Annotated in this window: 16 protein-coding genes; 8 read left to right on the top strand and 8 right to left on the bottom strand. The window is 32.2% G+C overall.

The features are described 5' to 3' along the window. Positions 1–333 precede the first annotated feature (333 nt). The 5 genes from pbpC to BM549_RS12415 form a co-directional block, all read right to left on the bottom strand. Complete coding sequence (gene pbpC / locus BM549_RS12395; RefSeq protein ID WP_290470565.1) at positions 334–2,685, bottom strand: penicillin-binding protein 1C; 2,352 nt, start codon at positions 2,683–2,685, stop codon at positions 334–336. Positions 2,686–2,687: 2 nt separating this feature from the next. Further along, positions 2,688–3,005: an antibiotic biosynthesis monooxygenase gene (locus BM549_RS12400; protein ID WP_290470566.1), complete on the bottom strand. Its 318-nt coding sequence runs from the start codon at positions 3,003–3,005 to the stop codon at positions 2,688–2,690. Positions 3,006–3,039: 34 nt separating this feature from the next. Next, the gene (locus tag BM549_RS12405) at positions 3,040–3,903 is read right to left on the bottom strand and encodes an SH3 domain-containing protein (protein ID WP_290470567.1); all 864 of its coding nucleotides are present in this window, start codon (positions 3,901–3,903) and stop codon (positions 3,040–3,042) included. Positions 3,904–4,060: 157 nt separating this feature from the next. Beyond that, positions 4,061–9,643, bottom strand: a complete 5,583-nt coding sequence (locus BM549_RS12410; RefSeq protein WP_290470568.1) for an Ig-like domain-containing alpha-2-macroglobulin family protein — start codon at positions 9,641–9,643, stop codon at positions 4,061–4,063. A 125-nt stretch (positions 9,644–9,768) separates the two neighbouring features. Next, positions 9,769–10,866, bottom strand: a complete 1,098-nt coding sequence (locus BM549_RS12415) for an isoaspartyl peptidase/L-asparaginase family protein (protein WP_290470569.1) — start codon at positions 10,864–10,866, stop codon at positions 9,769–9,771. A 122-nt stretch (positions 10,867–10,988) separates the two neighbouring features. Between BM549_RS12415 and BM549_RS12420 the strand changes: the two genes are divergently transcribed. The 3 genes from BM549_RS12420 to BM549_RS12430 all read left to right on the top strand — a co-directional run bounded on the left by BM549_RS12420 (position 10,989) and on the right by BM549_RS12430 (position 14,294). Continuing rightward, positions 10,989–12,542 (top strand): aldehyde dehydrogenase family protein, encoded by a 1,554-nt coding sequence (locus BM549_RS12420; RefSeq protein WP_290470570.1) that lies wholly within the window; start codon positions 10,989–10,991, stop codon positions 12,540–12,542. A 215-nt stretch (positions 12,543–12,757) separates the two neighbouring features. Continuing rightward, the gene (locus BM549_RS12425; protein WP_290470571.1) at positions 12,758–13,693 is read left to right on the top strand and encodes an OmpA family protein; all 936 of its coding nucleotides are present in this window, start codon (positions 12,758–12,760) and stop codon (positions 13,691–13,693) included. Positions 13,694–13,712: 19 nt separating this feature from the next. Next, positions 13,713–14,294, top strand: a complete 582-nt coding sequence (locus BM549_RS12430; protein ID WP_290470572.1) for a hypothetical protein — start codon at positions 13,713–13,715, stop codon at positions 14,292–14,294. 204 nt (positions 14,295–14,498) lie between these two features. Here BM549_RS12430 and BM549_RS12435 read toward each other — a convergent pair whose 3' ends face one another. The 3 genes from BM549_RS12435 to BM549_RS12445 form a co-directional block, all read right to left on the bottom strand. Beyond that, the gene (locus BM549_RS12435) at positions 14,499–15,632 is read right to left on the bottom strand and encodes an ATP-binding protein (protein WP_290470573.1); all 1,134 of its coding nucleotides are present in this window, start codon (positions 15,630–15,632) and stop codon (positions 14,499–14,501) included. A gap of 34 nt (positions 15,633–15,666) precedes the next feature. Next, positions 15,667–16,425: an SDR family NAD(P)-dependent oxidoreductase gene (locus BM549_RS12440; protein WP_290470574.1), complete on the bottom strand. Its 759-nt coding sequence runs from the start codon at positions 16,423–16,425 to the stop codon at positions 15,667–15,669. Between the two features lie 86 nt (positions 16,426–16,511). Next, positions 16,512–17,387 carry an aldo/keto reductase family oxidoreductase gene (locus tag BM549_RS12445; RefSeq protein ID WP_290470575.1) on the bottom strand — a complete coding sequence of 292 codons (876 nt, stop codon included), beginning with the start codon at positions 17,385–17,387 and terminating at the stop codon, positions 16,512–16,514. A gap of 227 nt (positions 17,388–17,614) precedes the next feature. Here BM549_RS12445 and BM549_RS12450 point away from each other — a divergent pair, with 227 nt between their 5' ends. The 5 genes from BM549_RS12450 to BM549_RS12470 all read left to right on the top strand — a co-directional run bounded on the left by BM549_RS12450 (position 17,615) and on the right by BM549_RS12470 (position 22,906). Further along, positions 17,615–18,616, top strand: coding sequence for a MoxR family ATPase (locus BM549_RS12450; protein ID WP_013869531.1), 1,002 nt, complete (start codon positions 17,615–17,617; stop codon positions 18,614–18,616). 164 nt (positions 18,617–18,780) lie between these two features. After that, the gene (locus BM549_RS12455) at positions 18,781–19,644 is read left to right on the top strand and encodes a DUF58 domain-containing protein (RefSeq protein ID WP_290470576.1); all 864 of its coding nucleotides are present in this window, start codon (positions 18,781–18,783) and stop codon (positions 19,642–19,644) included. A 43-nt stretch (positions 19,645–19,687) separates the two neighbouring features. Further along, complete coding sequence (locus BM549_RS12460) at positions 19,688–21,385, top strand: hypothetical protein (RefSeq protein WP_290470577.1); 1,698 nt, start codon at positions 19,688–19,690, stop codon at positions 21,383–21,385. Next, positions 21,385–22,389 (top strand): VWA domain-containing protein, encoded by a 1,005-nt coding sequence (locus BM549_RS12465; RefSeq protein WP_290470578.1) that lies wholly within the window; start codon positions 21,385–21,387, stop codon positions 22,387–22,389. Before BM549_RS12460 ends, BM549_RS12465 begins: the two co-directional genes overlap by 1 nt. Before the next feature lie 4 nt (positions 22,390–22,393). Then, entirely contained in the window at positions 22,394–22,906 is a 513-nt protein-coding gene (locus BM549_RS12470) for a flavodoxin family protein (protein WP_290470579.1), read from the top strand. Positions 22,907–22,931 lie beyond the last annotated feature (25 nt).

A 22,931-nucleotide genomic window follows, 5' to 3' on the forward strand; every position in this document is an offset into this window, starting at 1 on the left:
GTTGTTAGCTCCTCCAACTTGTCCGGACATCCATGAATCTCCAGTTGCAGCTCCAGCATCATCGATAGTCCATGTTGCAGGAATACTCGTGTCGAAATTCTCTGTTAAATAGGTTTGTGCACTTATTGATATACTTATTAAAAGTAACATCAATAATAAGGTAGTCTTTTTCATGTTATGATTAGTGTTAGAATGTTATGAATACAAAAATTGAATATTAAATATATGTTAATTGTATTACTAATTGGTTACAGATAGATGTAATGCATCCTTATTCGATGAAGTGACTGTTTAAATTATAATTGAAGACTTGTTCTATTATATTTAACAAAATTATTTAGAAATTTCTATGTTTTTTGTGATTTCATTGCCAATTTCATCAACTGCAGTTATTGTATGAGTGCCTTCGGTAGGTATTATTGTTAAATCGTGAATTTCAGTTGTTTTACCAATGTATTTATTATCGATATACCAAAAAATGGTACTCATTTTTTTTGAATGTGCAATCTTTAAGATAAGCTCATTGGTCTCTTCGTTAAAATCTTTTGGAAGGAAAATTTTTGCATTGTTTTTTGGGTAAATAAACTGCATTTTTTGATCACTAACGGCAATGCAATCATTTCTAAATCGAGGAAGTGTTTTATAAAATGGATTTTTGTTTTTATAATAATATTCCATTAAAGGAGGAAGCACAAACCAAGAGGTGTTTTTAATATTGTTTATTGCTTCGCAAGATGTGTTTACTTGAAAGTTTTTGGAATTATCTAAATGTACTAATTTATGGTAAGGACAAGGTTTTGTTTTAAGGCCGCTATTTTGAACAAAAGTTTTTAAACTGTTTTCGCAATATTGTCCTGCTCTAAAACCACTTTCTTTGCATACTTTAATTTCGCTCATTTCATCAAAAGGTTTAGCGAACCATTCGCTATGTGGTAATAAATCAAATACATCAAATAAAACAGGAGCTGCGGCTTCTACACCAACTAAACCAGGTCTGCCTTCTCCATCTGCATTACCAACCCAAACACCAACAACATAATCTTTTGTTGTGCCAATTGCCCAAGCATCACGAAAACCAAAACTGGTTCCGGTTTTCCATGCAATTTGCTTTGAATCATCAAAAAACTCCCAGTTTTCATTACCTTCTGGTCTGTTTACTTGTTTTAAACTTTCGTAGGTAAGGTATATTGAGGCTGCATCAAATAGTGTTTTTTCTGTTGATTTTTTTCCGAAGTCAATTTTTTCTGAAGCTAAAAAAGTGGGTTCACAAAATTCATTTGAAAAATATTCGCTTGATGTTTCGTTAAAATGATTTAAAGTTGAAGAAAAACTAGCATAACTTTTACATAAATCCCATAAATTACTTTCAGCTCCACCTAAAATTAAAGATAAACCGTAGTGGTTTGCATTGTATTTTATGTCTTTCAGTTTTAAATCTTTTAAATAATGATGAAATCTATCTAGTCCAAAATCCTTAAGCATTCTAACGGCAGGAACATTTAATGAGCGCGACAATGCGCGACTTGCAGGAACTGCGCCATCAAATTCTTTATTATAGTTTTCTGGCACATAATTTCCAAATTGAGTAGGAACATCTGCCACAAGCGTGTTTGGTAATAAATCGCCAGCATCTAGCATGGCAGCATAAAGAAATGGTTTTAAAATGCTACCTGTACTTCTGGGTTTATTAATGACATCAACATCTTTTTGGTTTTTATTATTTGTAGGTGCGTTGCCAATATAAGTTAAAACTTCACGTGTTTTTACATCTAAAACTAGAACTGAAATATTATGAATTTCATTCTGTTTTAATAAGTTATAATGGTTGTAAACAACAGTGTTTGCTTGTTGCTGTAATTTATAATTTACTGTTGTTTTAACACGTTCGCCAGGATTAGATTTAACTACTTTTTGAAGTAAATGTGGTGCGATTTGAGGTAATGGATACGGTTTTTGTGGCAAACCTTCTGCAATAGACAAATTATAAGTTAGAGAATCTATTATTTTATTTTGAAGTAGTTTTTTTAGTAATCGATCTCTTTTTTTTAATAATCTCTCTTGATTTTTCCCAGGATAAATTAAGCTTGGCGCATTGGGTAAAACAGCTAATGTTGCGCTTTCTGCCCACGATAATTCGTGTGGGTTTCTATTAAAATAGCGCCAAGACGCAGCATCAATACCAACCACATTACCACCAAAAGGAGCGTAACTGGAATAGTAGGCTAAAATATCATCTTTGTTTTCGCGACATTCTAAACGGGTAGCAAGAATAATTTCTTTAATTTTTTCTAAATAGGTTCGCGGTTGTCCTTTTCGCGATAAACGAATAACTTGCTGTGTTAATGTGCTTCCGCCTCGTTTTATTGCTCCAGAATTAATGTTTTGTTTTAGTGCTTTAAATATTGAAATAGGATTAAAACCTGGGTGCTTATAAAAATATTCATCTTCAAAATTAATAATACAGGTTTTAAATTTTTCTGGAACACTATCGTTTTTAGGAAATCGCCATTGCCCATCTTTTGCAATTTGTGCACCTAATAATGTGTTGTTGCTACTTGTAATTACAGTTGCTGTTGGATCTTTAAAAAGTTGTTTTGGTAAACAAAAATAATAGGCAAGCAAAACGATAACGATAATTACCGACTTGATTTTGTGCTTTTTTATGTAGGCAAATGCTTTATTCATTTTTATTCTTGCATGCGCTGGAAAGTATATTCGCGTTCCACTTTACAAATTTTCACGTTATACCACGAATACCAATCTTTAATACCTTTTTGTTGTGCAACTATATGATCTGTTTGCTGTTTCCAAAGTTGTATAGCCTCTAAGTTTTCCCAATAACTAACAGTGATTCCTACTTCATTTCTTGCAGAATCTATGCTAATAAAGCCATGTTGTTTTTTAGCTAAAGTTTCCATTAATTCTGCCATTTCAATATAGCCGTTGTCGCCTTCGGTTCTGGTAGAAGTAAAAATCACTGCGTAGTATGGTTTAAAGTTTTTCATCTTTAGTTTCCGAGAAAGCGGAAATCTTTTTTAATTAATTTTTGTGTTTCGGTACTGTAAATGTTATTGTTTTTTCTGAAACATTATCGTCGAAATCTGTAAGTACAAATTTTAAAAACACTTGGTTTGTTGAAACACTAATAGGAAACTGATTTGTGTTACTTATATTTTCGATGTTTTTCATCCAATTTTCTCCACATTTTTCTGCAACTATAGTTTTTAAATCTTCAATTGCAAAAGGCACAAATTGTTTTGATTCTGCATCAGTATAAGTTAATGTTTCAAACCTTGTTTTATTTATTTTTTTAATTGGTTTCCAGTCCGATTGAAATTGCTTCCACTCGCTTAAATCACAAAGTGTTTGTTTATCTAAAATATGTATTGTGTTTTGATAACGCTGTAAAATCTTTACACTTTTATAATTGTTATTTTTAACCTCAATAGTTTTTTTGCCAGGTGTGTTTTTTAAATGTATATCTATATTAAGATTGTTTTGTGTTGTTAAATCCTGTAATTCATCGTCGTTATAAATAGCTAAATTTTTAATATGAATATCTGCTTCGGTGAGTTTAATATTTATAATTTTAGCCATTTTATTTTTAGATAAAAAGCCGTTAAAAACATAACCTTTTAGGTCTTGGTAGCCATTCATTTTTATTTTCACCCATTCACCTTCAACTTTTTTGCCTTGGTCTAGAATTACCAGTTTTTTATCAGTTTTCTCAACAACCTCGACGGCTTCATTATACATAAGTTTACCTAGTTTTGAAGCGCCAATATCTGGAAGTTCTCTAACTGTTAATCCGCTGTCTGCTGTTACGTAAGCATAGTTTTGACTGTAACCAAATGCTACGATTAATAATACAATTGCTGTGATAAAATGTTTTGTCGTTTTCATAATGTTTTGTTTTTAAATTAATATGACAGTTAAACATTTTAGTTGGTTTGTTATCACCTGAAAGCGTGTTGAATAAAGCGTCCTTTATCGTCTTCAATTTCAAATCATAGTGGTCTTTTTTTTTTGTTTTTTATATTCCTGCTTGTTCAGGAATTTGTTATTTTTCTACGGTTACCCATTGTCCTTTTGTGCGTACTAAAAACTCATTATCGTACATGGCTTCTGCTTGAACACCTGGTAGATAATAGGTTCCTAAATACGACGCGTTAAGCATAACATTAAAAGTATTAGTACCGTATTTTCCTTTTTTATTTAAATCGAAATAAAAGTTTACACGATCATCTCTAATATCTGTAAATCGTGCTTGGCTTGTTGTATTACTTCCAAAGGCAGTAAAACGCGTATTTACAATTTCCCAACCAGATGGAAATATTTGTGTTAAAGCAACATCTGTAACGCGTTCGTTTTTAAGGTTAGACACTGTAACAGTTGCTACAAAATCTTGACCTTGTTTTAGATTTTTAATATCGATTGTATTTCCTTTTAAATCTTTATAAACTACACTTGTGCTTAAACCTCTTTGTTCGGTTAATTCTTCACCTAAAGGCAGTTTTCCAGAATTTAAAACACGAACGTAAACCACATTGCCTTGTTTGTTTTTAAAGTTTAAAGTGTTTTTTCCATCTATAACTTTTAATTCACGTTGTGCAATGGCGCTTGTGGTGTTTATGGTTTCGGTTTTACCATTAATTGTATATTCTAAATCAAGCGATTTTCCACCATTTGCTTTAACCATTTTAGCCATTGATAATAAACTGTAAGCTGTTGTTTGCGTACTCATCCAACGGTTACTCGATAAATCTTTAGCCAATGTTTTTGCTAATTCTTGCATTCTAGAATCTTTGGTAAGTACCATTGTTTCTAATGCCATTGCGCGATTTCTATCTATAGAACCATAAGTGTAATAGTTATATTTAGGTGCTTTAAATTCTATATTTGCTGTTTTAGAAATGGCTTTACTAGCTTCATTTTGTCCTGCTAAAGCGTAAGCAGCAGCTAACCTCCATTTTGCTTCGTTAGAGATTTCACTAAACTCCTTTAGCCTGTTCATCGCACCTAAATCTGGACTTCCTGCTAAGGCTAAAGTGTACAATCTGTAAGCTTGTGCTAAATCACTATTGTATGTTTTATAGCTTGGTCTCCAACTTCTGGCAGCTTCTTTTTGATATTTAATCCAATTACTTTTAAAGGTTAACGGAAGTACAAATCCTAGTTTTTCGGCTTCGAGCATAAAATGTCCTGCGTAACTGGTTCCCCAATCATTAGCGGTGTTTTCTCCCATCCAATAACTTAAACCACCGTTTGGTCTTTGGAAATTTCCAAGACGTTTGATGCCATTTTCTATATTGGTTTGAATTTCTTGTTTTTTCTTTAAAGGAATATCAAAAATTTCATTTAAATATAACTGCGGAAACACTCCTGACGTCGTTTGCTCTACACAACCATGAGGATATTGTACAAGGTATTGAAGTCTTCGAGAAAAATCCATTGGTGGCATTGTTGAAAATTCAACCGTAGCACTATTAGAACCTTCAACACCAAAAGTTGTAAAGTCTAAACTAGCTGAAGCTGATTTTTCTAGCGTTTGATCGAGCGCTTTAGAGGTAATCGGGTTTACATTTTCAACATCAAGTTCTACTTTGTAAGTCGATTTTTCGCCATTTCCAGTCGCTATAACTTCTACTGTATTTATACCATTTGCTTTGCTAACATCTAACTCAAAATAAGCCATTTGCTCATCTGGTTTTGCGAATGCTAATGTTTTAGATTGCTCACCAATAATAGAAATACCGTTACTTAATTTTAATTTAACATTTACATTTTTAACCTTAGGTTCCATAGCAAAAACAGTAACAGGAAGTGTAACTTTTTCACCAGGACTTAATTTTCTTGGTAAAGTAGCAAGAACCATAAGTGGTTTTTTAACTTCAACCGATTTGTCTGTGCTACCATAAGCTTCGGTTTTTGTGTTTCCGGCAACAACCATAGTTCTAACGGCTCCAATATAATTTGGCATTTTAATTTTATGTTCTGTTCTTCCGCCAGGTTGTAATGTAAACGGACCTAAAACTTTAACAACAGGCTTAAATCGGTTTGCTTTTTTATTTTTTCCTTCGGCAGCATTTCCATCTCCACCAATTGCAAATATTTGATCTATACTTCCTGAGTAAGCACCAACAACATCGTCGAAAATATCCCAAGTTTTTACGCCTAAAGCTTCGCGAGCATAAAATGAAGACCAAGCATTTGGTGTTTTAAATCGAGTTAAATCTAGTAAACCTTCTTCAACCATTGCCACAGTATACGTCATAGGTTTATTGTTTTTTTCTGAAACAATAACAGTAAATTCTTCTTCAGGTTTTAAAACGCTAGGCATCCTGATTTCAGGTTCTAATTTTGTGTTTGGATCTTCAACCAAAATTGGAATTACACCATAAAGTCTTAATGGTAAATCGTTAGCAGTTGTAGCATGCGGTTGTAATAATGAAATGTTTACAAACACATTTGGAGCCATTGCTTTAGTAATAGGAATATCTACAACCGTTTCACCAGCTTTTGTTTTTAACCATTTATGCTCGATAACTTCTGTGCCGTTTTCTATAGAAATTAAAGCACGACCTTCGGTTCCAGACGGAAACGTAATTTTAGCAGTTTCACCAACATTATAATTTTCTTTATCTGCTGAAAAAACTAACATTTTAGCCGCTTCTTTGTCTCCGCTTGGTTGCTTTTTCCACCAATTTTTATAGAAATAAGCTGTGCGACCAGTGGCGTGACCACTTTCAGGATCGTAAACACGAATTAAATAGCGTCCACCATCTTTTTCTGGAACATTAATATTGAAGCTGGCTTTGCCTTTAGCATTAGTATTAATTTTACTATTCATATATGGTTTATGAAAAGAACTTGAGGTGTATTTTGATAAATTATCGTACGATGAATTCCACCACCAACGCCATTCAACCTTATAAACTTTTACTTCTAATCCGTTTCTTTTTATAGGCTTTCCTTGGTCGTCTACAACCACAATATCAAAGGTTTGATTCTCGTCTGTATAAAACGAACCATGAGCTCTTCCTTTAGGAGAACGCAAACCAACAAACGATTTATAAGGTGCATATTGTTTGGTAAAAGCATCCATTGAAAAATCGCCACCATTTTCGAAAGCACGTACTAAAAATTGTACGTTTAACATGCCAGGAGCATTTTGTCCAACGCTTAATTTGTTTTTAATTTCGGTAAAACCGTCTTGGTTTACATTGCCTTCAAAAACATTTAATTCTTCTTGAGAAAAAGAGCGTGATGGATCTCTAAAAGTATAGTTTTTATAGTTTTTAAATGGTGTGTATGCGTTGCTAAATTTAGCTTTAATTTCAGTTTTTACATTTTTTGCTGGTGCTCCATGTAACCAATTTACGTTTAGTGTTCCGTTTAATGCTTCGCTACCAGAAAGTACTTCATTTTTAAAATCTACTTTTATTTTTAAGCGGTTTGGTTTTACAGTTTCAATTTTTAAGCCTTTGTAAAAAGTGGCGCCACCAACACTTACTTTTGCATTCCAGTTTCCTGTTTTATTTTCGGTTGAAGTTGGTACAGTAAAGGTGTAAAAATCATTTATGTTTTTGGCTGTAATTTTCTTGTAAGCCAATTTTCCGTTGGGATCTGTAACTTCCATTTTTACGGGATGACCTTTTGGTAGTTTATTGCCATTATCGTCTAAAATAAAAGTAAGATGAAGTGAGTCTCCAGGTCGCCAAACGCCACGTTCTCCATAAATATAGCCTTTTAAACCACGTTGTAAATGGTTTCCAGAAACGTCGAATTTACTTAGTGATAAAGCTTGTCCATCTCGTAATTTTATATAGGTTTTGCTTTTACCTTTGCTTACAATTGCAAAAGAAGCGTGATTGTTGGTTTCTATTTTAGCTAAACCTTCTTGGTCTGTTCTAGTGCTAGAAATTTCTTGTTGTTGATAATTGTATAGCGTTACTTTAACGGCAGCTTCAACATTTGTATTTAATATGTTTGTCACTGCAAAATAGTAATTGTTATTCGCGCCTTTTTTTACAATTACACCAAGATTTGAAGCCAATAGGTTTTGTGAAATTTCACGATCTTGATTGTAATATGCATCGTGACAAGGGTTGTCGCGTTCTCTCCAGTTATAGTTGTAATTTCTGTATCTGTAAGTTACATTATCCCAATATTCTTCTTCTCTTCGGTCTTCGTCTTCGGTGGTACTTTCGTTATAATTATCGTAGTAATAATCGTCTTCATAATATTCATCTTCGTAATAGTCTTCGTTGTTTTCAGAATTTGTAATATTTCTATTTACAGAACAATCGTAAAGTGAATACTCTTTCTTAAAACTTACTTCTACACGATAGATAGCGCCAGAATCTACGGTTAAGAATTTAGATAAATCTGCACTGTAGGTTTTCCATTTTCCGTCATTTTCTATACCATCATTTACTAAGGTTATGGTTTGTTTTGCAATGCGTCTTCCTACTTGTCTAATACTATTATCATTGCCTCCTTGAAGATTATTGTCTTGTAAAAATTGAAGTACATTGTCTTCGTATATTTTAATAATTTTTAGGTCTACTTTTTTTAGGTTTACCGCTTCAAAATTGAATTTTAATTCTTGAGAATTAGGAAGAATAACACCGCTGTTAACTAAGCGAACCTGAGGCTTTACTTCTTCGAAAGAAATGGTTTCAGAAAAAGGGTTTTTAAGTTTATAACCTTCGGTATTTTTAATGCCTTGAAATACATCTACCTGAACGTTTCCTGTGATTTTGGAATCTGGATAAGCTTTCAACACATTGCCATCTACAATATATTTTGGGTTTTTGGTATTTTGAATGGTTACCAATCCATCAAAATTTTGTTGTTTTTTAATAGGATCGGAAAAATTTATAGAAAGGTATTGTTCTGGGTTTTGTACAACATCAATTTTTGTAATAGTAAAATTGTTTTTTCCAGGAATTACAACCGTGTTTTCACCAGAATTATCTGCTTTAATTGCTTTTCCGTTCCATTTTACGAGTATTTCGCTGTCTTCAATTTTTCGGTTTATACTATCTATTTTAAATTCAAATTGTCTTGATGGAAGTCTGCTTTCATTCCATTCAATTTTTAAATCTTTTCCGCCTTGCGAAGCTTCAACCAATTGCTTTGCTTGGTCTATTGTAATATTATCTGCAGATTTTACTACGCCTAATAAATATTGCCATTCTTTGTTATACGATTGTAACGCGTTAGTAACTATATTAAAATTAGGTGTTATGGTTTTAAATTGAAACGTATAATTTGAAAATTCCGTTGGAATATCTGGATATATTTCTTTTAATTTTACTGTAACAGAATATTCTGTGTCACTTTTTAAAGCTTCATTTGGTGTAAATGTTAACGCATGTTTGTTAGCAACAGTTAAATTTCCAGAAACACTTGGTGAAACTGAGATTAAATTCTCGTTTATTACATTGCCAGCTTCCCATCCTTCGACTTCTTTAGCTAAACTAATTTGAATATTACTTGTAGTAGAAACACGACCAAAAGTAGTGTAACTTATATAATCTCTAAACTTAAAAAGGTTATCTGTTTCGGTTGATTTTTTCTTACAAGACTGTGCCAAAAAGATACAGAGGATCAAGGCAAAAAATGATTTTATTTGCATAGTTGCTGGTTTAAAAAGTGAATTACAGTGATAAGAAAAATCTAGTGAGAGTATTCTTGTTAATATAATTACGCTCAATTGTTTAAGTTTAGTCTATGGCTGGTTGTTAGATTTTTGTTAAAGTTTTATTTGGAGTAAATTTTCACAATTAATTCGCCTTTATCGTTCATGCTAGCACGATACATGCCAGCTGTATTAAAATCCATAACCATATTTCCGTTTTTGTCAACAGCTATAATGCCTCCATTGCCACCTAGATCTGGAACTTTTTTTTGTATTACTTCTTTTGCTGCTGCTTCTAAGGTTAAACCTTTATATTCCATTAAAGCAGAAATATCATGAGCAACTGTGGCACGAATAAAAAATTCTCCCCAACCAGTTCCAGAAACAGCACAAGTTGCATTATTAGCATAATTTCCAGCACCAATTATTGGTACATCTCCAACACGACCATAACGTTTATTTGTCATGCCTCCAGTAGAGGTTCCTGCTGCTAAGTTTCCGTTTTTGTCTAAGGCTACACAGCCAACAGTTCCAAACTTACTGTCTTTTATAGCTGCATCGTAAAAAGCCGATTTATTTTCAAAAGATTTTTCTTGCTCTTTTTTAATAACACGTTTTAAGGTTTTTAATCTATTTTCAGTTTTAAAATATTCTGGAGATACGAGTTCTAAATTTTGTTCTTTTGCAAAGGTTTCGGCGCCTTCACCAGCCATCATTACGTGAGGTGATTTCTCCATGATTGCTCTTGCTAAATTTATAGGGTTTTTAACTGTTTTTGTACCTGCTGAAGCACCAGCATTTAGTGTTTTTCCATCCATTATAGAAGCATCTAACTCGTTGGTTTCTGCATTTGTAAAAACAGCACCTTTTCCAGCGTTAAAAAGAGGAGAATTTTCTAAAACATTAATGGTTTTTTCAACCGCATCTAGACTGCTTCCTCCGTTTTTTAAAATGTTGTAACCAGTTCTAATTGCTTCCTCTAATTTTGCTTTATATTCTGCTTCTTTTTCATCGGTCATATTCTTTTTTAAAATTGTTCCTGCTCCACCATGAATAACAATTGCAAAATCGTTTACCTTATTAGGTTTGCTGTTAAGAGTGCTTTTTGGATTTGGATTTTCTCTTGTAATATTTTCGGGATTATCGTCTGGGTTTGGAACGAGCTCGCCACAGCTAAATGCTAAAAAAGTAAGTGTAATGTAAAAGACTATTTTTTTCATTTTTTTTGATGGTTTTTATTAGCTTTAAAGTTACAGTTTTTTAAGAAAGCTATAACCCTGAAAACGCATATTTATTAGTATATTCGCTTCAATATTTAATAATTCGTAAAAAATAGAGATATATGCAAGCAGTTTCAACTGATTTCGGAATAAAAGAAGCTTTAGATAAATTAGGGATAAAAGACATGAATCATGGTACATCTACTGGTTCAAATAACTTTGGAAGCGGAGAAGAAATTTCTTCATATTCGCCAACAGATGGTTCTTTAATTGCAAAGGTTTCTACAACAACAAAAGAGGATTATGAAAAAGTTATGGAGGCAGCTACTTCTGCTTTTACAACCTTTAGAGCTATGCCTGCACCGCAAAGAGGTGAAATTGTTAGACAGTTTGGTAATAAGCTTAGAGAATTAAAAGAACCATTAGGTAAGTTAGTGTCTTACGAAATGGGGAAATCGCTTCAAGAAGGTTACGGTGAAGTACAAGAAATGATTGACATTTGTGATTTTGCTGTAGGTTTATCTAGACAATTAAACGGGCAAACAATTCCGTCTGAGCGTCCAGGTCACGTAATGCGTGAGCAATGGCATTCATTAGGAGTTGTAGGTATAATTTCTGCTTTTAACTTTCCAGTTGCAGTTTGGGCTTGGAATACAGCTTTAGCTTGGGTTTGTGGAGATGTGTGTGTTTGGAAAGCTTCAGAAAAAACACCACTTTGCTCAGTAGCTTGCCAAAATATTATTGCAGGAATTTTAAAAGAAAATAATTTACCAGAAGGTATTTCTTGTATTATTAATGGAGACTATAAAGTAGGAGAAATGATGACTACAGATTCTAGAATTCCATTAATTTCTGCAACAGGTTCTACAAGAATGGGACGCATTGTTGGAAAAACAGTTGCAGAACGTTTTGGGAAATCTTTATTAGAATTAGGTGGAAATAATGCAATTATTATAACGCCAACCGCAGACTTAAAAGTAGTAGTCCCAGGAGCGGTATTTGGTGCTGTGGGAACTTGTGGGCAACGTTGTACATCTACACGACGTTTAATTATTCATGAAAGTGTTTACGATAAAGTGCGTGATGCTATTGTTGGTGCTTATGGGCAGTTAACCATTGGAAATCCTTTAGATGAAAAAAATCACATTGGTCCATTAATCGATAAAGATTCTGTAAATACTTATTTAGCAGCAATTGAAAAAGCAAAAGCCGAAGGTGGAACTGTTTTAGTTGAAGGTGGTATTTTAGAAGGTGAAGGTTACGAGTCTGGTTGCTATGTAAAACCAGCAATTATTGAAGCAAAAAATGATTTTGATATTGTACAGACTGAAACTTTTGCTCCTATTTTATACCTAATGAAATACTCTGGAGATGTTGAAAATGCAATTGAAACTCAAAATGGAGTAGCGCAAGGATTATCTTCTGCTATTATGACCAATGAGATGAAAGAAGCAGAAAAATTCTTATCGTTTGCAGGATCAGATTGTGGAATTGCAAATGTAAATATTGGAACATCTGGTGCTGAAATTGGAGGTGCTTTTGGAGGTGAAAAAGAAACAGGTGGCGGACGTGAGTCTGGATCTGATGCTTGGAAAGTTTACATGAGAAGACAAACAAACACAGTAAATTATTCAGAGGAATTACCTTTAGCTCAAGGTATTAAGTTTGATTTATAAAAAGTAACTGTATATTAGTTAAAAAGCCACATCTTTTTGATGTGGCTTTTTTTGTTGTAAATAATTCAATTTTTTATGTAATGTTAACTTAATCCTTGAATAAGTTGATTTTATCGATTTTTATGATGTAGTCTGTCGAATTAATATAGAGACTGTTAAAATTTAGCTAAAATTTTAATAACTTAATAGTCACTAATCTAAAAATCAACAATATAATGAGTAAAAAAACCAGTTATCTTCTAGGTATTTTGCTAACCATAATTATTGGTACTCTGTTGTATTGGTTTTTTTGTTGCAAACCGTGTTTAGAAGCACAAAAAGTAACATTAGAACCCGAAACAATAGAAGCGCAAACTCCCGAAGTAAAAACAGCAACAAGTAATGTTTTTTCTGTTCTAGATGAAAAAAGTAGTATTAGGTTTACAGCAAGCGACAATTTTAATTTTAAAGCTTCAGACTTTTCTATTTTAGAGCCTGTTTCAGATGGACTAAAAACCCAAATTGAAAGAGTAACTACTTATTTAACAGATAACCCGAATAAAATGATAAACATTACTGGGCATTATACGAGTGAAGAAAATAATGACACAGCATTTCCTAATTTAGGTTTAGCTAGAGCAAATGCAGTAAAAAATTATTTAGTAACTACAGGATTATCAACAAAATTAATTAACACCTACGGCGAATTAAATGATAGTTTAGTTGCCAACGATGCTAATATTTTTCAAGGCCCAGTTTCATATAAAATCAATACACTTGAAGCAAACGACACCAGTTTTGAAGAGGATTTAAAAATATTGAGAGATAATATAAAAGCAAATCCTTTAATTCTATATTTTGATAGTGGTGCAGCATCTATTAATTTAACTAAAGAGCAACGTTTAAAAGTTTCAAATATGGTACGTTATTTAGATAAAACAGACAACGCATCAATACAAATTATTGGTCATACAGATAATACAGGAAGCCGTGAAACTAATATACGATTAGGAAAAAATAGAGCTGAATTTGCAAAAACATATTTAGTTAAAAACGGCATTTTACCCAATAAAATAAATACAGCTTCTAAAGGGCCAGATGAGCCAATTGCAGAAAATTCTACAGATGAAGGTAAAGCAAAAAATAGAAGAGTAGTAGTAACAATTAACTAACAAAAAAAACAAAAAAATTATGAATATATTAGTTATAAGTGGTGTTCCTTGTTGGATAATACCAATTTTAGTAGGACTTATTAGTGCAATTTTAGGATATCTTTTAGGACGCTTATTAGGTAAAGGAGAAGATAAAACTAACACTGTTAATGTGGATGTTTATAAAAATAGAATTTCCAAATTAGAGTCAGATTTGGCAGCTTGTAAAGAAAGTAAAGCACCAACTTTTACAGGAGGGAATTCTCCCGTTACTACAGCATCAAGTTTTGCAGGAGCCTCAGTAGTAGAGAAAAATACAACATCTACTTTTGATGCAGCACTAGCAAAATCTGTATTTGGTAAAAAAATTAAACAAGACGATTTAACTGTTGTAGAAGGTATTGGACCAAAAATTAAAGAGTTATTTCACAATCATGAAGTTACAACTTGGGCGGCATTAGCAGATTGTTCTGTAGAGAAATGTTTAGAAGTTTTAAAAAGTGGAGGAAAACGTTTTGAAATTCATAAGCCAGGAACATGGCCAAAGCAAGCAAGATTTGCGGCTTTAGGGCAATGGCAAGAATTAAAAGATTGGCAAGATAAATTAGATGGAGGCAAATAATTTTTAAGCTATATCTTTAAAAACCGTTTCGTTATTACATTAAAAACGAAACGGTTTATTTTTTTAAAATAATGCCAAACCTTGTTGGGAATTTTAAAATTTAATTGAAAAGATTAATAGCACTGTAAATGTACAACTAATTAGCATTCAGTTGTTTAATTAATTAATAACAGCAAATTAAATTTATGTAAATAATATTATTTATCAGCTGTATTTTACTTTTCTTAAAATTCTAATAGATTCTTTGTATTGAATATAGATAGCTTTACTATAAGCTTTTAAAAACGGTTTAGCTTCGTGTAATTTATCTATTGCTTCATGAAAATTATTTAAATAGCAAATTAAATAAGTGGCTGGTAAATTTTTTAAATCGTTAACTTGACTTGGAGAAAATTTTCTTCCATTTTTAAGTTTTTCTAATAACGTATTATTTGCATTATAGATGTGATGCAGCACTTTTTTATCAAATTGTGGTGGTTGAAATACTAAAGTAGAATCAATAGTATAATTGGCATTATTATTAAATTTGATAACCGTTTCTTCTAGCGGGTAATATTTGTAGTTACTTTGAAGCCCTAACGAAACATACTCTGTAATTTTAAAACTATCATTATCAAAAGAAATAGAGACTTCATCTAATGCAGAATAAAATAAACGTACTTGTTCGTTAATAAGTTCAATATCTACACGAGAATAAAATATTTCATTTTTTACCTGTTTTTTTTGTCCTGCCCAACATACAACAAAATATTCCTTAAAAACTTTGTATTGTGGGTTGTAATCTTCTCTTTTGTTCATAAAATCGAAAACACTACTTAAGGTGTATTCAATATTATTGTGTGAGTGACTTTCTATGGCTTCAACAATTTTAGAGTTTACATCTTTAATATCAGTTTTAAAAACCTTGGGCATGCTCATACTTCCGTCTCTAAAAAATACAGAACCGCCGTAATATTTCCAGATATTTTTTCTTAATGATGTTAATCCATCTATGGCACGAATGGTAACTAGGCCAACAACTTTGTGATCTGGTAGATGTGGAAAAGGTATATTTTCGTATTGTACTATTGGCGGATTAGTGAGGTAGGCGTTAATTAGGTTTTGAATTTTAGAATCGTCAAAAAAATCAACACCAACAATAGTGTTATCCTCATCTTCTACACCAATTACTATATACGAGTTGTTTTTGGGGTTGCTATTAGATAAAGCGCAAACGTGTTTTAAAAATTTAGCTTTTCCTTCTTTTTGTCCAATGTCTATTTTGCGTTTTTTATCATAAAAACTGTTCTCGTCGTTATGTGCGAGTAGGTTCTTTATTAAAAGACGCTTGTTAATCATTTTTTTCCTGTTTTAAAGGAGTTTTATTTTTAGTTCATATTTCTTTTTTAACAATAGTGCTACTTGCCTGCGCAGTGCAAAACATTAAAACATCTGCAATATTAACATGTGGCGGTCTTGAAATGGCAAAATAAATTACATCTGCAACATCCTCTGGTTGTAAAGCTTTGTAGCCTTTGTAAACATTATCGGCTAGTGTTTCGCCTTTAAAACGTACTTGAGAAAATTCGGTTTCTACAAGACCAGGATTTATGGCGCCAACTTTAATACCGTATGGATTTAAGTCTATTCTCATACCTTCTGTAATTGCTATTACAGCATGTTTACTTGCGCAATACACATTGCCTTTTGGGTAAACTTCTTTTCCTGCTGATGAGCCAATGTTTATAATGTGTCCAGATTTACGCTCAGTCATTTGTGGTATTATAGCTTTGCTTACATATAATAAGCCTTTAACATTAATATCCATCATGGCATCCCAATCGTCTATATTGCCTTCGTGAATTGGGTCTAAGCCATGTGCATTACCAGCATTGTTTAATAAAATATCTATATTTTTAAAGTTTTCTGGTAAAGATTCTATTGCTGCAAAAACTGCTTTTTTATCTCGAACATCAAAGTTTAAAATATGTACTTCGGTGTGTTTACTTAATGCTTTTTTTATGGTTTCTAAACGTTCTTGGCGTCTGCCGCAAACTATAAGCTTAATGCCGTGTTTAGCAAATTCGTGAGCTGTAGCCCTGCCAATACCACTTGTCGCTCCTGTAATTAATGCTGTTTTATTTTTACTCATAATTTATTTTTCACTATTCACTATTCACTATTCACTATTCACTATTCACTATTCACTATTCACTATTCACTATTCACTATTCACTATTAAGGCACTTTGTGTCCTTGGCAAGCCACTAAGATTAAAAACCAATCTTCTAAATCTAGTTCAATATCAGTTGCTTTTACTGCATTAGTCATTCTATTTGTGTTGGTTGTGCCAATAACGGGACGAATATTTGCTGGGTGCTTTAAAATCCATGCTAAAAGTAATTGGTCTTCTGTAGCGTTATATTTTTCTAATAAGTCGCCTAATTGTTTATGTATGCGTCTTGTTTGCTCTGTGTCTTCTCTAAAAACACTACCTAAAGGCGACCATGACATAGCTCCAATATTATTTGTTTTCATATAATCTAAAGTGCCATCATGCATTGCACTGTGTTGTGTTAATGAAAACTCTATTTGGTTGGTAGTAATTTCGGCATGTTGTTTTACTAATTCCATTTGGGAAGCAGTAAAGTTAGAGACTCCAAAGTGTTTTACTTTACCTGTATTGCGAAGTGTTTCAAAAGCTTCAGCAATAACTTCTGGATCCATTAATGGACTTGGTCTGTGCAAAAGAAACAAATCTATATAATCTGTTTTTAGGTTTTTTAGGGATTGTTCCGCGGAAGCGATTATATAGTCCTTTGTATAGTTATAGTGTTTAACTTTAAGTTCTGGTCTCGACTTACCAAGATATTGAATCCCGCATTTTGTTATAAATTGTACGTTGTTTCTATCTATGTCGCTTTCTATAAATGCGTTCCCAAAATCACTTTCTGTAGAGTAGTCTCCATAAATATCGGCATGATCAAAGGTTGTTATACCATTTTCTATGCAGTGATGTATGCGTTCAAGCATTTTGGTTTTGTTAAGGTTATTTCCCCAAGCTCCCCAAGTCATTGTACCGGCTATAATATTTGAATATTTATTTTTATTCATTATATTTTTTCAATTTGTGTTTAGTTAACTTGCGTTTTGTGATGAAATTAAAAAACGCAGTAGTGTTAATTTTTTTTTGATGCTTTAAAAATACCAAACTAATTGCTATTAGGTGCTTTAAATACTTGAATTTTTAACCAATTATTAACAAGATGTCTGTAAAAAAAGTGACAATTTGCAATTCTTAATTTCCAATATTAAATTCGACTTTTAAAAACTATATAAAGATGGAAGAAACAGGTACTATTGATATTAAATCAATTAACGAAAAAATTGAAAAGGAAAGTGCCTTTGTCGATTTATTGACACTTGAAATGAATAAAGTAATTGTTGGCCAAAAACATATGGTTGAGCGATTATTAATTGGGCTTTTGGGACGCGGTCATATTTTACTTGAAGGTGTTCCTGGATTAGCAAAAACGCTTGCTATTAATACTTTGTCTAAAGCTGTTGATGGTAGTTTTAGCCGTATACAGTTTACTCCAGATTTACTGCCTGCAGATGTTGTAGGTACTTTAATTTTTAATATGAAGGAGAATGATTTTTCTATTAAAAAAGGTCCAATTTTCGCAAATTTTGTTTTGGCCGATGAGATTAACAGAGCACCAGCAAAAGTACAATCTGCTTTATTAGAAGCAATGCAGGAGAAGCAAGTAACTATTGGAGATGAAACTTTTGTTTTAGATAAGCCATTTTTAGTTATGGCAACACAAAACCCAGTTGAGCAAGAAGGTACTTACCCACTACCAGAAGCACAAGTTGATAGATTTATGCTTAAAACGGTTATAGATTACCCTAAACAAGATGAAGAGCAATTAATTATGCGTGCTAATTTAAAAGGTTCTTGGGATAAAGTAAATCCTGTAGTTTCTGTAGCGCAAATATTAAGAGCTCAAGAAGTTGTGAGAGAAGTTTATATGGATGAGAAGATAGAGAAATATATACTTGATATAATTTTCGCAACACGCTACCCAGAACAATATAAATTAGGAGATTTAAAACCTTTAATTGCTTTTGGTGCTTCGCCCCGTGGAAGTATTAACTTAGCAACAGCAGCAAAATGTTATGCATTTATTAAACGTCGTGGTTATGTAATACCAGAAGATGTTCGTGCTGTGGTACACGATGTATTACGTCATAGAATTGGTATTACTTACGAAGCAGAAGCAGAAAATGTTACTAGTGAAGATATTATAAATAAAATTGTAAATGTAGTTGAGGTGCCATAATTAAAGTAAGCAGTCAATTAGTTCTCAGTAGGCAGTAATCTACTTGTAGTCTAATTTTTTTTACTGCTCATTTAATATTTAACATCGAAAATTAATTTTCACATACCGATTTCGCAATTTTTAGAACTGCTTACTGCAAACTAAAAACTGTATACTAAAAAATAATGGATACTAAAGAATTATTAAAAAAAGTACGTAAAATAGAGATTAAGACACGTCGTTTGTCTGATCATGTTTTTGGAGGTGAATACCATTCGACTTTTAAAGGTCGAGGTATGACTTTTTCTGAAGTTCGCCAGTATCAATTTGGAGACGATGTAAGAAATATAGACTGGAATGTAACTGCCAGAACCAATCAACCTCATATAAAAGTTTTTGAAGAAGAACGCGAGTTAACCATGTTATTAATGGTAGATATTTCTGGTTCAGAATTGTTTGGTACAGACCAACAATTTAAAAATGAAATTATAACCGAAATTTCTGCAACATTAGCTTTTTCAGCAACTCAAAACAATGATAAAATTGGACTTATATTGTTTTCAGATGAAATTGAATTATACATTCCGCCTAAAAAAGGCCGCTCACATGTACTTAGAATTATTAGAGAATTAATAGAATTTGAGCCTAAAAGTAAAGGTACAAACGTTGCAGAAGCGCTAAAGTTTATGCGTAATGTAATGAAGAAAAAAGCAATTGTTTTTGTGTTAAGTGATTTTATTGCAGACGACTATAGCCACACTTTAAAAATAGCAGCAGGAAAGCATGATGTTACAGGTATAAGAGTTTACGATAAACGCGAAGAAGAAATACCAAATTTAGGTATGGTGCAAATGCAAGATGAAGAATCTGGCGAACTTATGTTAGTAAACACAGCATCAAAAAAAGTAAGAACAAACTACAGTAAGTTTTATCATGAAAAAGTGGCTTACTATAAAGACGGTTTTGCTAAAGCAGGTGCAGGAACAATAGATTGTAGAGTAGATGAAAGCTATGTAAAAAAGCTATTAGGTTATTTTAAAAGAAGATAATTAAACATAATATTTGGTTAAGCGAAGTCAAGACCTTTAGTAAATGAAAAAAACAGAATCACTTTTTAAAAAGAAAATAACGCAAAACAGAACACTTGTTCTGTCTTTTTTCTTTGCAATCTTTTCATTTTTATCTTATGCTCAAGTAAAAGCTTCAATAGATGTAGATTCTATTAAAATAGGAGAACAAATTACCTATAAAGTTGAGGTTGAGGCAGACACAGCAGCACTTGTTATTTTCCCAGAAGGTAAAACGTTTGGTGCACTAGAGGTTATAGAGAATTACACAATAGATACTACAAGAAACAACGCTAAGTATAACCTAATTAAAAAATACGGTTTAACACAATTCGATTCTGGAGCTTATACAATACCAAGGCAAAAAATTATAATTGGAGCTAAAAATGTTTTTACAGATTCTCTTAAAATTGAAGTAAGAGAAATCGCTGTAGATACAACAAAACAAGGTTTGTATGATATAAAACCGATAATAGCAGTAGATAAAAGTGTAGGTAATTGGTGGAAATATCTTCTGCTTTCAATAATAGCTTTAGCATTAGTAGCATTTCTGTTATGGTGGTTTATATGGAGAGTAAAACCTTTAACCGAAGAAGAAGAAATAGCATTATTGCCACCGTACGATAGAGCAAAATTAGCTTTAAAAAAATTAGACGAAACAGGATATCTTCAAAATGAAAATTTAAAAGATTACTATTCAGATTTAACTTTTATAATTAGAAAATATTTAGACGAGAAAGTCTACGATCGAGCATTAGAGAGTACAACAGATGAGTTGGTAGCAAGGCTAAACTTGTTAAAAGACGGTAATAAAATAGAATTAAGTAAAGAAGATATAAATAATATTGAAACGATACTTAAAAGAGCCGATTTGGTAAAATTTGCTAAAGGTAAACCAGATGTAGCTTTAGCCGAAATCGATAGAAACACAATAGATTTAGAGTTAGATCATGTAAAAGAAGCCTTACCAGAACCAACCGAAGAAGAAAAACTTTTAGACCAGCAATACAAAGAAGAAATAGAAAAACAACAAAAACGTAAAAAAGTATTGTTAACAGCAGGTATTGTAGGTTTATTGTTAATAGCAACCTTTGCAGGCTTTGCCTATAAATATGGTTTTAACTACGTAAAAGATACCATTGTACAAAAAGAAAGTAAACAGCTACTAGAAGGAAATTGGGTAACAAGTGAATATGGTTTTCCTCCAATTACTATTAGCACACCAAAAGTACTTAAGCGTATAGAAAAAGCAGAAACAACCGCACAAAATCCAAACGTTAAAGCTTCAGGCTTTAGTTATGGAGCGATAGAAGATATTTTAAGCATTGCAACAGCAACTGTTACAATACAAAACCAAGCAAGTTTACAGCCATCTCAACCTGGACAACAACAATCACAACAAGATAATACTCCAGATATAGATTTAGAACAAACAGGCGAAGCTATTGTAAGAAGCTTAGAGTCTAAAGGTGCTAAAGATATTATTTTGTTAAACGAAAAATTCACCACACCAAATGGAGCAGAAGGACTTAGAATTTACGGTTCTATTAGCTTACCAACTTCAGGAAGTGATGCGTTAAGAACAGGAAAATATAACGTATTATTATTTACTGTTGGTAATATATTACAGCAAATTATAATAACACAAGAAGACGATGTATATCTAGACGATGTTGTAAAACAAGTACTAGAATCAATAGAATTAAAACCAAAAACCGAATAATGTTTGAAGGCATAGAATTTTTAAATAAAGAACTCTTTTGGTTGTTGCTATTACTACCATTGGCAATTGTATGGTATATATTTAAAAACAAACAACAAACTGCAGAGCTAAAAATATCTAGTTTAAAAGGCTTTAAAGTAACAAACTCATGGTTGCCAAAATTTAAGCACTTTTTATTTGCACTTAGACTTATTGCATTAGCACTAATAATCACAGCAATTGCTAGACCACGAACAGTAGATGTGTCTACAAAAACAAAAACAACTCGTGGTATAGATATTGTTATGGCAATAGATGTTTCTGCCAGTATGTTGGCAAAAGATTTAAAACCAAATCGTTTAGAAGCGTTAAAAAATGTAGCAAGTGAGTTTATAAAAGGTAGGCCAAACGACCGTATTGGTTTAGTAGAATATGCAGGAGAAAGCTATACAAAAACACCAATAACAAGCGATAAAAGTATTGTGTTACGCTCGCTTCAAGAAATAAAATATAATAACATAATAGAAGGAGGAACCGCAATAGGTATGGGTTTAGCCACTGCTGTTAATAGGTTAAAAGATAGTAAGGCAAAAAGCAAAGTAATTATACTTTTAACAGATGGTGTAAACAATTCTGGTTCAATTAATCCAAAAATTGCAAGCGAATTAGCAGTAGAGTTTGGTATAAAAACGTATACAATTGGTTTAGGTACAAATGGCATGGCATTATCGCCAATTGCAATAAAACAAAATGGGCAATTTCAATACGGTAGAGTTAAAGTAGAAATTGATGAAACACTACTAAAAGAAATAGCACAAGTAACAGGAGGAAAATATTTTAGAGCAACAAATAATAAAAAGTTAGCCGAAATATATGATGAAATAAACAAGCTTGAAAAAACCGAAATAGAAGAATTTAAGTTTTACAACTACGAAGAGAAGTTTCGTATGTTCGTTTGGATTGCAGGTATATTATTATTGTTTGAATTATTATTAAGAATAACAATTTTTAGAAGTTTTATATAAGCAATTGAATAAAGGAATAATTATACAAGGCAGTTCTAGAAGCGAAGGTGATACAAGTAAAATTGTACAAGCTTTAAAAGTAAACACTGGCTACGACGTAGTAGACTTAAACACAAAAAACATTGGTCATTTTGACTATGAGTTTAATAATAGAGATGACGATTTTATCCCGTTATTTAAAAACATAGTTACAAATTATAAAATAATAGTGTTTGTAACACCAATATATTGGTATACAATGAGTGGATTAATGAAAGTTTTTTTCGATCGTATTTCAGATTTTTTAAAATTAGAAAAAGATTACGGTCGCCAGTTAAGAAACATGCAAATGGCAAGCGTAAGTAGTAGTAACGATAGCCGTTTTTATAATGGTTTCGAAATGCCTTTCATCAATTCGGCAAAATATTTAGGCATGCAATATAAAGGCCATTTACATACTTGGGTAGAAGCAGAAAGAGTGCCGCAAGAAGTAAATAATAGCATAGAAAATTTTGTTGAAAAGCAAATTTTAAAATAATTAAAAAAACGAATAAACATTAAAA

This window comes from Lacinutrix sp. MedPE-SW (assembly GCF_001874145.1).
In the GTDB taxonomy this organism is placed as follows: Bacteria; Bacteroidota; Bacteroidia; order Flavobacteriales; family Flavobacteriaceae; genus Lacinutrix.